Source organism: Polaribacter ponticola, assembly GCF_026191475.2.
Lineage (GTDB): Bacteria > Bacteroidota > Bacteroidia > Flavobacteriales > Flavobacteriaceae > Polaribacter > Polaribacter ponticola.
In genome coordinates this window covers 520,001-532,278 of record NZ_JAOSLC020000002.1, presented here as the reverse complement: position 1 = coordinate 532,278, position 12,278 = coordinate 520,001, and the positions used below count along the sequence as shown (strand labels likewise).

General features: G+C 30.0%; 7 protein-coding genes and 2 pseudogenes. All 9 read right to left on the bottom strand.

Going from position 1 to position 12,278, the window contains the following annotated elements; all coding sequences use genetic code 11:
• Positions 1-205: 205 nt before the first annotated feature.
• Positions 206-2,611, bottom strand: a complete 2,406-nt coding sequence (locus N5A56_RS02820; protein ID WP_265726697.1) for a glycoside hydrolase family 31 protein — start codon at positions 2,609-2,611, stop codon at positions 206-208.
• 259 nt (positions 2,612-2,870) lie between these two features.
• Complete coding sequence (gene glgB, locus N5A56_RS02815; RefSeq protein ID WP_274270166.1) at positions 2,871-4,778, bottom strand: 1,4-alpha-glucan branching protein GlgB; 1,908 nt, start codon at positions 4,776-4,778, stop codon at positions 2,871-2,873.
• A gap of 25 nt (positions 4,779-4,803) precedes the next feature.
• A pseudogene (locus N5A56_RS02810) lies at positions 4,804-6,068 on the bottom strand (glucose-1-phosphate adenylyltransferase).
• Positions 6,069-6,071: 3 nt separating this feature from the next.
• A complete protein-coding gene (locus N5A56_RS02805; RefSeq protein ID WP_265726698.1) occupies positions 6,072-7,472 on the bottom strand; it encodes a glycogen synthase in 1,401 nt (466 codons plus the stop codon).
• A 143-nt stretch (positions 7,473-7,615) separates the two neighbouring features.
• Positions 7,616-8,110, bottom strand: coding sequence for a hypothetical protein (locus N5A56_RS02800; RefSeq protein ID WP_265726699.1), 495 nt, complete (start codon positions 8,108-8,110; stop codon positions 7,616-7,618).
• A gap of 166 nt (positions 8,111-8,276) precedes the next feature.
• A pseudogene (rplT, locus tag N5A56_RS02795) lies at positions 8,277-8,620 on the bottom strand (50S ribosomal protein L20).
• Positions 8,621-8,714: 94 nt separating this feature from the next.
• A complete protein-coding gene (rpmI, locus tag N5A56_RS02790; RefSeq protein ID WP_265726701.1) occupies positions 8,715-8,912 on the bottom strand; it encodes a 50S ribosomal protein L35 in 198 nt (65 codons plus the stop codon).
• Between the two features lie 77 nt (positions 8,913-8,989).
• Positions 8,990-9,517, bottom strand: a complete 528-nt coding sequence (gene infC / locus N5A56_RS02785; protein ID WP_265726702.1) for a translation initiation factor IF-3 — start codon at positions 9,515-9,517, stop codon at positions 8,990-8,992.
• Between the two features lie 104 nt (positions 9,518-9,621).
• A complete protein-coding gene (thrS, locus tag N5A56_RS02780; RefSeq protein WP_265726703.1) occupies positions 9,622-11,562 on the bottom strand; it encodes a threonine--tRNA ligase in 1,941 nt (646 codons plus the stop codon).
• Positions 11,563-12,278 lie beyond the last annotated feature (716 nt).

The following is a 12,278-nucleotide window of genomic DNA, read 5'->3' as shown; positions in this document are numbered from 1 at the left end:
GACTCCGGTTTTAGGGGGAACCATCGTCGCTTTATTAAATAAAAATATGAGTTTTGGGGGGATACTAATATTTATACTTCAAATTTACAACAGAAATAGTTACTGTACAATCCCCATTTTTGATGAAATTTTAACCTCCCTATAAAAGGGGAGAAGCCTCCCTGTTTTTAGGGAGGCTTCTCTTTTAATCTTAAAAAATTTACATTTATTCGCCGAATAAATGTAGCTCTGTAAATTCTTTATCTACAGTTATAGCTTGGGTTCTATCAGTTCCTGATTGATTTAGTTCTACTTCTACATTATCAATTTGAACAGAAGTTATTGTAAAAGGTAAGTTGTGTAAAACAATTTTAAACTTTGTATAACCTGCATTAAAATCTCCTCTTTTATGCTGTTGTAAAATAAATTCTTCTTTTTTACCAGTTACTTTAAACGTTCGTAAACTAAATCTTCCTTTTTTATAATCATATCCATCATGAGCATCATCATATAATTTGGAAGATTCTTTACCTTCTTTATAGTAAACATCTAACGTAATTTCATCAAACTCTTTTTCACCAACATATTGTTGTACAGGATATTTAGGTATAACAGCTCCTTCTTTAATAAATATTGGCATACTATCTAAATCGGCATCAACCCAAAGTTCTTTTCCTCCTTCTACAACTTCATCTGTCCAGAAATTATACCATTTACCTTTTGGTATGTACATTCTTCTTCCTTTGGCATTTGGCTCTTGAATAGGACAAACTAAAATTTGTTCACCATACACAAACTCATCACTTCTATAATGAGTAGCTGTATCTTCTTGGTCGTATAAAACTAAAGACTTTAAAATTGGAGTTCCATCGTTTAAATATTTCCAAAAAGCGGTGTACAAATAAGGTAAAAGTTGATATCTAATCTCAACAAATTTTCTTACAATATCAGTAATTTCATCACCAAAAACCCAAGGTTCTTGATCTCCATGATCACCAGAAGAATGAACTCTACAAAAAGCATGAAAAATTCCTAATTGAATCCAACGAGCAAATAATTCACCTTGAGGTTGTTCTGCAAATCCACCAATATCTGAACCCGCGAAAGAAAAACCAGACATTGCCATTCTCTGTGCTTGGTTATTGGCAATTGCTAAATGCTCCCAAGTAGCTACATTATCTCCCATCCAAGTAGAAGTATAACGTTGTGCGCCAGAATAAGCAGATCTTGTAATTACAAAAGGTCTTTTAGGATATGCATATTTTTTTAGGCCATGATACGTTGCACGTGCCATTTGGGTTCCGTAAATATTATGTGCTTTTCTATGTGAACAAGGGTTTCCATCATAGTCATGACGTACATCATCTGGGAAAGATTTGTTAGGAACATCCATAACGGCAGGTTCGTTCATATCATTCCAAACACCTTTTACACCAATATCTTCTATTAATTCTTTAAATAAACCAGACCACCATTCTCTAACTTCTGGCTTTGTGTAATCTGGAAAATAACATTCTCCAGGCCAAACTTTACCTTTCATGTATGGTCCATCTGCACGTTTACAGAAATAATCTTTATCTAATGCTTCTTTAAAAACATCATATTCTAAATCTATTTTAATTCCCGGATCTATGATAACAACAGTTTTAAAACCATCATCTTCTAATTCCTTTACCATTCTTTTTGGGTCTGGAAAGTAATTTTTATCCCAGGTAAAACAACGGAAACCATCCATATAATCGATGTCTAAATAAATAGCATCACAAGGAATTTTTAAATCTCTAAATGTATTTGTTACCTCTTTAACATTTGCCTCTGGGTAATAAGACCATTTACATTGATGAAACCCTAAAGCCCATAATGGTGGTAAAGCATGAGGTTTACCAGTCAAATCTGTATAGTTTTTAACTACATCTTCCATTTGCGGACCATAAATGAAATAATAATTCATTTCACCACCTTGTGCCCAAAAACTTGTTACATTTCTTCTTTCTTGTGCAAAATCGAAAGATGTTTTAAAAGTATTGTCAAAAAATATTCCGTAAGACTTATTGTCTTGTATTGCTGTATAAAATGGTATTGCCTTGTATATAGGATCTGTATTTTTACCAAAAGCATATGAATCTGTTGCCCAGTTTTGAAAACGTTTACCTTTTAAATTAACGTCTACAGGTTTATCTCCTAAACCATAAAAACTTTCTGCTTTTTGACAGGTTTTACTCATTTTAACGATGTCTCCACCATGTTCATAACATTCTTCCCAATGAAAACCAATTTCGTCTTCATTAATTAATTTTAAATCTATAGCATCAAATAAACTTACTTGTAAGCTAAGTTTTTCTACTTTACAAATTAATTTTGAAGTAGTAATAATATAATGAGTTTCATCTTCGGATACATCTAAAAAACTATATCCTCTACTTGCATGTACAGTTACTCCATATGAAAAATCATTTTCGAATTTTCCTGTCGTAGAATATCTGAATCTTATAACACTATCTCTAACCACTGTAACTTGTAATACCACATTGTTTTTGGCAGTAAAAGAAAGCGTATCTACATCTTTTTTATAACTTATTATTTCGGAAGGAAATAAATTTCCTTTCTGTTCTAATTCTGTATTAACAATCATAATTTTGGTTGTTTTTGGTTTACAAAAATCGTAAAAGTTTGAATATAAAGTTTGGTAAAACCTCTTTTTTTACGATATCGTATTCGTCTTTATTATGGTTAATTTATTGCTTTAATCTTTAAATTGATTGGTTCTGTAACTTCTTTTGTTTATTAGTTAAAGAATTTTTAAAGTCTTAAAATCGAGCAGTTTTATTAAAGTATATGAAAATTAAAAGCTCTTTTTTTGCTGATTTATTAGCAAAGAAAGAGCTTTTAATTTATTTATATTTGAATGCTATCATTCCCAAAGGTGGTAGGTTTAATTCTATAGAGTTTTTCCGACCGTTCCACTCTTTTTTATTAGAAGTAAGTTTCTTTGTTTTAAAGTTTCCTGTACCATAATATTTGTTGTCATCACTATTAAAAACTTGTTTTAGTGTTCCTTTTTTAGGAATTCCTATTCTATAATTTTCTCTTGGAACAGGAGTAAGGTTCAATACAACAATTATGTTATCAGCTTCATTTTTACCTTTTCTAATAAAAGATAAAACGGAGTTTTTATGATCTCCATGATCTATCCATTCGAAACCTTCATGAGAAAATTGTTTTTCATGTAAAGCAGGTTCTTTTTTGTATAGTTTATTTAGCTCTTTTACTAAGGTTTGCGCGCCTTTATGTACATCATATTCTAGTAAATGCCAATCTAGACTTCCATTAAAATTCCATTCTGATGTTTGACCAAATTCACCACCTTGAAACAATAATTTTGTTCCTGGATGCATAAACATAAGACTATATAATAATCTTAAATTACCAAATTTTTGCCATTCATCACCTGGCATTTTATCTACAATAGCTTTTTTACCATACACAACTTCATCATGCGATAGTGGTAGCATAAAGTTTTCTGTAAATGCGTAATTTAAACTGAAAGTTAATTCATTTTGATTATGCTTTCTATAAATTGGTTCTTTAGCATAAAAGTCTAAGGTATCATGCATCCAACCCATCATCCATTTCATACCAAAACCTAATCCGCCAGAAAAAACTGGGCTAGATACTTTAGGGAATGAAGTGGATTCTTCTGCTATTGTTTGTACATCTGGATAGTTTTCATAAACTGCAACGTTCATTTCTTTGATAAAAGAAATTGCTTCTAAATTTTCTCTCCCACCATATTCATTTGGTTCCCATTCTCCATCTTTTCTAGAATAATCTAAAAACAACATAGAAGCAACTGCATCTACACGAAGCCCATCTGCATGGTATTGGTCTAACCAAAATAATGCATTACTTATTAAGAAAGATTTTATTTCGTTTCTACCATAATTAAAAATTAAACTTTTCCAATCTTGATGATAACCTTTCCTAACATCCGGATGTTCATATAAGTTTGAACCATCAAAATTACCTAAACCATGAGCGTCAGAAGGAAAGTGTGAAGGAACCCAATCGAGAATAACTCCAATACCTTTTTCGTGAAATTTATCTACCAAAAATTTAAATTCATCAGGATAACCAAATCTAGAAGTAGGAGCGAAGTAACCGGTTAATTGATATCCCCAACTAGGGTCGTAAGGATATTCCATAACAGGCATAAATTCTACATGTGTAAAATTCATTTCATCAACATAATCTACTAATTCAGTTGCTAGCTCTGTGTAACTTAAAAAACGATCATCTTCTATTTGCTTTTTCCAAGAACCCAAATGAACTTCATAAACAGAATATGGTGCGTCTAAAGCATTATTCTTTTTACGCGATTTCATCCATTTTTTGTCTTTCCAACCATAATTATCTTCCCAAACTATAGAAGCCGTTTTAGGTGGATGCTCACACCTACGAGCGTAAGGATCAGATTTTTCTGTAACAATATTATTATTGTTACTTTTAATTTTATACTTGTAAACGTCCCCTTTACCAACATGTGGTATAAAACCTTCCCAAATACCGCTAGAATCCCATCTTACATTAAGTTGATGTTCAGAATCGTTCCAATAGTTAAAATCTCCAATAACAGAAACTTCTTTTGCACTAGGTGCCCAGACAGCAAAATAAGTGCCTTCTATACCTTTTACAGTAGTAATATGCGAACCAAATTTTTCGTATAATCTATAATGTTTACCAGCTTTAAATAAGCTAACATCAAATTCGGTAAATAAACTATGAGCTATAACTTTAGACATTTAGTTGTTTTAAGTGAAAATGAATTTATTGTATTATGGTTCCTTTTGGAATGGTTGCTCCTTTTTTAATTACTACAATACCGTCTTTAATTGAATAACTGTTGGTTTCTGTATCTTCTAAATGAGTTCCTCCATTTATAATTACATCATCTCCTATTCTGCAGTTTTTATCTATAATACAGTTATTTATATTACATCTTTCTCCAATTCCTAAAAGATTATCAATTTTTAAAACTTCTTTATCTTTTAATAATTCATAGGTGTCATTACCCATCATGTAAGTGTTAGTAACTGTAGTGTCTTTTCCAATTCTAGAACGAATACCAATTACACTTTTTTCAATTATATCTGCATGAATTATACAACCATCAGAAATTACAGATTTATTAATTCTTGTACCTGTAATTTTAGAAGTAGGTAAAATTCTTGCCCTTGTATAAACTCTTTTTTATCATATAAATCGAATTTAGGAATATCATCTGTTAAACCTAAATTAGCCTCAAAGAAAGATTCAATTGTACCAATATCTGTCCAATAACCTTCGTATTGATAGCTAACTGTTTTGTGTTTATGAATAGATTGAGGAATAATTTCTTTACCAAAATCAATAGTATCTGGGTTATCCATTAGTTTTATTAATAAGTCTCTATTAAAAATATAGATTCCCATTGAAGCTAAATAGTTTCTACCTTCTGTTTTCATTTCATCACTTACTTCAGATGTCCAATCTTTTAATAGATCTTCTCCAGGTTTTTCAATAAAAGAAGTAATTTGGTTTTCTGAGTTTGTTTTTAAAAGGCCAAAACCAGTGGCGTCTTTTGCGTTTACAGGATAGGTTGCAATTGATATTTCTGCATCACTCTCTTTATGCTTTTGAATCATATCTTGTAAATCCATATTGTAAAGTTGATCACCAGATAGAATTAATGCATATTCAAAATCGTTTTGTAAAAAATGATGCATACTTTGCCTAACAGCATCTGCGGTTCCTTGAAACCATTTGTCACTTTTCATAGTTTGTTCTGCTGCTAAAACATCTACAAAAGCGTTACTAAAAAAACTAAAATGATATGTATTTTTTATATGTTGATTTAAAGAAGCTGAATTAAATTGCGTTAAAACATAGATTCTTTTAATATCCGAATTGATACAGTTTGATATTGGAATATCTACTAATCTATATTTACCCGCAATTGGCACTGCAGGTTTAGACCTGTCAGCAGTTAAAGGATATAATCTTGAACCTTGTCCACCTCCTAAAATAATTGATAGTACATTGTTATCATTCATAGTTTATTGTTTTAACGATTTATATAAGTTTAAGTATTCTTGGGCAGAATTATTCCAAGAATGGTCTATTTCCATTATTTTTTTTGAATTTTTTAAGAATTCGTTTTTATTTTTATAAAAATCTGAAGCTCTTTTTATGGCATCTGTAGCTTTCTCTATTGTAACTCCATCATGACGAATCCCAAAACCATCATCTTTAATATCTATTACTGTGTCTTTTAATCCTCCAATTTCATTAACAACAGGTATTGTTCCATAACGCAACGAATACATTTGGTTTAAACCACAAGGTTCTACTCTAGATGGCATTAATAAAAAGTCAGCGCCAGCATAAATTATATGAGATAATTTTTCATTATAACCAATATGTGCATTAAAATTTTTTAATTCTATCAAAGGTTTTAAAGACTCTTCATTTTCTTTATCTCCAGAACCTAAAAGCAATATTGAAATGTCATTTTCTTTTAAGGCAATTTTAAAAATATCTGAAAACAAATCAGCTCCTTTTTCATGAACCAATCTACCAATAAAAACAAAAAGAGGTTTAGTATTGTCTAAAGAATACTTTTCACAAAGCCAGTTTTTATTTTCACTTTTACCAGAGATATAACTATCTTTATTGTAGTTTTTTATTATAAAATTATCGGTTTCAGGATTCCAAACTTCGAAATCTATCCCATTTAAGATTCCTACACATTTACTACTTTCATGATTTAAAAGATTTTCTAAACCGTTGGCTTTTAGTTTTAGTTCTTCCATATAAGAAGGGGAAACTGTAGTAACTTTCCAAGCACATTTTATTGCAGCAGCTAAAGGATTAATACTTCCATCCCAGTCTAATAATCCTACATTGTCAAAATTAAAAGGAGGTAATAAATACACTTTGTTATGTGCAAACCAACCTTGATATTGAGCATTATGTATTGTTAAAATAGTGGGTGTGTTTTTTAAAGTTTCATATTTAAAACATTGAGAAACCATAAATGGAATTAAACCAGTATGATGATCATGAGTATGAATAACATCAGGTTTGTTTTCTAATGTTAAAACCCAATCTAAAGTAGCAATTTGAAAAGCTAAAAAACGTTCTGTATCATCAAAAGAATATACGTAGTCTTTATATAATAAATTGGGTACATCTACACAAAATAAGTCAAAACCAAGTGAGTTGTTTGTTAATTTTAGGATACTAAATTCTAAATAATTATCTCCGAGAATTAAATTACTTTGGTATATTTTTTCGAATTCATTTTTCTGAGTAAAAACATTGTTATAATAAGGCATAATAACACTACTATTTATACCTAATTCTTTTTGATATTTAGGTAAAGCTCCAGCAACATCAGCTAAACCTCCAACTTTTGCTATTGGATAGCACTCTGCGGTAATGTGTAGTAAATTCACTTTTTATTTCATATAGGTTCAAAACAAATCTAAGAAATAAAAGTTCGGTTTAGGTTAAATTAAAAAGAATTGATAAAAATTCAGTTATATCGAATTTTTATCATTTTTTTTTAAGAATTCTCTTTTTATTGAGAATTTGATTGCTAATTTCTGTGTTTATTAATTTCATCTTGCAATTGTCTTCGTAATTTTTGTTCTCTTTCAATTGCTTTTTTTCTATGGTTTTCGAATTCAAGTTCAACATCTTGTAAGCTACCTTGAGCTTTATTAGTTAATATATTGCTTCGAGAAAATTTAAATACAAAGAAACTTAATGCTAAACTAAGAGCAATAATTATAAACCATAAAATTAAATTATAAGTAGTTTTGTTAAGTTGAGCACCTAATAAAGATATTGAGTTCTCTTTCTTCAAAGCAGCTTCTAAATCAAGTTTAGTTTTAGATAATTCTGTGTTTAGTTTTTGAATGTTTTTTCTTTCAGATTTTAATAAACTTTCTTTTTCAGAAATTGTTTTTTTAGATTTTAATAAAGAGTCTAAAACATTTTCTTTTAGTTTTTGAAATCGATCCTTTCCTATTACTTTATAAGTTTGATAAGTTGTAGAAATTCGATATATCTTTTCAAACTGACCTTTCATAGTTTTATCTTCTAGCACCGTTTCTTGTGCAAAAGAGGCAGTGATAGAGAAAAAAATAAAGCAATTAATATTTTAAATTTCATTATAATGTTATTTAGAGTGTAAATTTATGAAAAAAACCCAAACGAATTCGTTTGGGTTTTTATTATAAGCAAGTAATTTATAATTATTTTATTTTCTCTACAACTGCCTTAAAAGCCTCTGGGTTATTTACAGCTAAATCAGCTAAAACCTTACGGTTTAATTCGATTTGATTGGCTTTAACTTTTCCCATAAACTGAGAGTAAGACATTCCGTGTAAACGAGCTGCAGCGTTAATACGTACAATCCATAAAGAACGAAAGTTTCTTTTATTATTTTTACGGTCACGGTATGCATAAAGCATTCCTTTTTCAACCGCATTTTTTGCTACTGTGTAAACGTTTTTTCTACGTCCGAAGTAACCTTTTGCTGCCTTCAAGATTTTTTTCTTCTTTTTCTTGAGGCTACTGAATTTACTGATCTTGGCATAATTTCAATGTGTTTTGTAGTAGGCGATTCAATTAAGAATACTTTTTATTTTTTGCCTAACTCCATGGTTAATAATTAAATTCCCTGGTTAAACTTACTTTAAGTTTAACATTTGCTTAATGTTAGACTCATCTGATTTATGTACTAAACCGTCATGAGTTAACTTTAATTTACGTTTTTTAGACTTCTTTGTTAAGATGTGACTTTTAAACGCGTGCTTTCTTTTGATTTTTCCAGTACCAGTAACTTTAAATCGTTTTTTGGCGCTAGATTTGGTTTTCATTTTAGGCATCTATCCTTCGTTTTTATCTTGCTTATAAGATTGTTTATGCTGAACAATGTCCAGTACTCATAGAATGTTAATTCTATTTATTTCAATTTTTTTGGAGCAATAAACATAATCATACGTTTACCTTCTAATTTAGGAAATTGCTCTACTTTACCATATTCTTCAAGTTCTTGGGCTAGTTTTAATAATAAAATTTGACCCTGTTCCTTAAAAATAATTGAACGTCCTTTAAAGAATACAAATGCTTTTAATTTAGCACCATCTTGTAAAAACTTAACTGCATGTTTCTTTTTAAATTCATAATCATGCTCATCGGTTTGAGGTCCAAAACGTATTTCTTTAATAGTCACTTTTGTTGCTTTCGACTTTAAAGCTTTTTCACGTTTCTTTTGCTCATACAAGAATTTCTTGTAATCAATAATTTTACAAACAGGTGGTTTTGCTTTTGGTGAAATTTCAACCAAATCCAATTCCTGTTCTCTGGCTAATTCTTTAGCTTTATCTAAAGGATATACACCCACTTCTATATTGTCGCCTACAAGACGAACTTCGTCAACATATCTTATTTTTTCATTAATTCTATGCTGATCTTCTTTGATTACTCTCAACGGCCTTCTCGACCTACTTCTACGTATTGCTATGGCTAATAAATTTAAAATTTAACTTATGGCTGTTCTCCAACCTTTAATTTTTTCTTGAAATTCAAAATTAATTAAAATTTCTTCAATGTTTTACTTTCTTCTGTTTTTATTAAAGAAATAAATTCTTCAATAGTAAATGTTCCAATGTCTCCTTCTCCATGTCTTCTCACAGAAACTGTGCCATCTTGTTCTTCTTTCTCTCCAACAATAACCATAAATGGTATCTTGCTAACTTCGGCATCTCTAATCTTTCGTCCAGTTTTCTCACTTCGGTTATCTGCCAGGGCGCGAATTTCGGAATTTTCTAACGATTCTAAAACTTTTTCTGAATATTTTTGATATTTATCACTGATTGGCAATAAGATAACTTGATCTGGAGTTAGCCAAAGAGGGAAGTTTCCTCCCGTATGCTCTAGCAATACAGCAATAAAACGCTCCATAGAACCAAACGGTGCTCTATGAATCATTACAGGTCTGTGTAACTGATTATCTGCACCTTTGTAAGTTAAGTCGAACCGTTTAGGTAAGTTATAGTCAACTTGTATAGTACCAAGCTGCCAACTTCTACCTAAAGCATCCTTCACCATAAAATCTAATTTTGGACCATAAAATGCTGCTTCACCTTCTTCAATTACAAAATCTAATCCTTTATCTGTTGCTGCGTTAATAATTGCTTGTTCTGCTATTTCCCAAGTTTCAGTGTCTCCTATATATTTATCAGGGTTGCTTTTATCTCTAATAGAAACTTGAGCTGTAAAATCTTCAAAACCTAAAGAACCGAATACATATAAAACTAAATCGATCACTTCTTTAAATTCTTGATCTAATTGTTCTGGTGTACAAAAAATATGGGCATCATCTTGTGTAAAACCTCTAACACGTGTTAATCCATGTAATTCTCCACTTTGTTCATATCTATATACAGTACCAAATTCTGCAAAACGTTTTGGTAAGTCTTTATAAGAATAAGGCTTAAAATTATAAACTTCACAATGATGTGGACAATTCATAGGTTTTAATAAGAACTCTTCATCCATTTTAGGCGTTTTTATTGCCTGAAAACTATCTTCTCCATATTTTTCATAATGCCCAGAAGTAACATAAAGTTCTTTCTGACCAATATGAGGAGTCATTACCATTTCGTAACCTGCTTTTTTCTGAGCTTTTTTTAAAAAATCCTCTAAACGACTTCTTAAAGCTGCACCTTTTGGTAACCATAAAGGTAAACCTGCGCCAACTTTCTGAGAAAAAGTAAATAGCTCTAACTCTTTACCAAGTTTTCTATGATCACGTTTTTTTGCTTCTTCTAATAAAGCTAAATATTCAGTTAACATTTTTTGTTTAGGAAAACTAATTCCATAAACACGTGTTAATTGATTGTTTTTCTCGTCGCCACGCCAATAAGCTCCAGCAACACTCATTACTTTTATAGCTTTTAAAATACCGGTATTAGGTATATGGCCTCCTCTACATAAATCTGTAAAGTTGCTATGATCACAAAAAGTAATCTCACCATCGGTTAAGTTTTCAATCAATTCAACTTTATATTCGTTATTTTCTTCTTTATATAAAGATAACGCATCCGCTTTAGAAATAGAACGTAAAGAAAATTCATGTTTTCCACGCGCAATTTCCAAGAATTTCTTTTCAATAACAGGGAAATCCTTATCAGAAATAACATTTTCACCTAAATCAATATCATAATAGAAACCATTATCAATTGCAGGCCCAATAGTTAATTTAGCTTTCGGATAAAAACTTAAAATTGCTTCTGCTAAAACGTGTGCAGAAGAATGCCAAAAAGCTTTCTTACCACCATCGTCATTAAATGTATATAAAATTAAAGAACCATCCGTGGTTAATGGGGTAGTGGTTTCAACAGTTACGTCGTTAAAATTTGCAGATATTACGTTTCTAGCAAACCCTTCACTAATGCTTTTTGCAACATCCATTGGAGTGCTATTTTTAGCAAACTCCTTAATAGTTCCGTCAGGTAAAGTTATTTTAATCATTTAATGTTTAATATTTGAGGTTGCAAAGATATTAGAAAACAATATTTCACACAATATATATACATACTTATTAAAGTTCTTCTTTTTCTTGTATGTTACCACGCCATAAAAGGCGTGGTCGGGCTTTACACTATATCTTTTTAATGTTTTATTTCAGCTATCGCTTCAATAACACGTTAAAAAGGATGTCGTTTCAATCCCTAACACGAGTTAATAGTTATGTAAAACTAAGACGTATTTTAATTTCAGTATTATAGTAAAAATAAATTTAGGATCTCATTTTTTTAGTTCAAACAGATATAATCATCTTATAAAGAGATGTTCTTTATGTAAAGTACATCTTTTTATGTTATTTATAATAAACTTTTATAAACCCTTTTGTATGATGTTTATTATAAAGATATTGATTGTTATTCTCCTCTATGATGCACTTCTTTTGTAAATTATGTATAATTAAAGCGTAAAGTTCAATAAAATAAGAGGCTGTTCTATATAACAAATATGGAATCATTTTAGTGAAATGTTATAATTATATGATTATAAATTCAAGATGTTTTATTCTAAAAAGAAAAATTTATTGCTAAAATATGGTTTTAAGGAAAATGTTTTTCTAAATCCTATTTTTTTTCAGATTGTAAGATACTCGTTTTCTTGCGATTAAGAATTTCTATTAATATTTTTCAAAAAAACATTAAAAAAGTCATTGTTAGATTAAA

What these genes read in the sequence shown, in the direction of transcription:
- N5A56_RS02820 (WP_265726697.1), bottom strand. Translation starts at nt 2,611, where the DNA reads ATGATTGTTAATACAGAATTAGAACAGAAAGGAAATTTATTTCCTTCC.
- glgB (WP_274270166.1), bottom strand. Translation starts at nt 4,778, where the DNA reads ATGTCTAAAGTTATAGCTCATAGTTTATTTACCGAATTTGATGTTAGC.
- N5A56_RS02800 (WP_265726699.1), bottom strand. Translation starts at nt 8,110, where the DNA reads ATGAAAGGTCAGTTTGAAAAGATATATCGAATTTCTACAACTTATCAA.
- rpmI (WP_265726701.1), bottom strand. Translation starts at nt 8,912, where the DNA reads ATGCCTAAAATGAAAACCAAATCTAGCGCCAAAAAACGATTTAAAGTT.
- thrS (WP_265726703.1), bottom strand. Translation starts at nt 11,562, where the DNA reads ATGATTAAAATAACTTTACCTGACGGAACTATTAAGGAGTTTGCTAAA.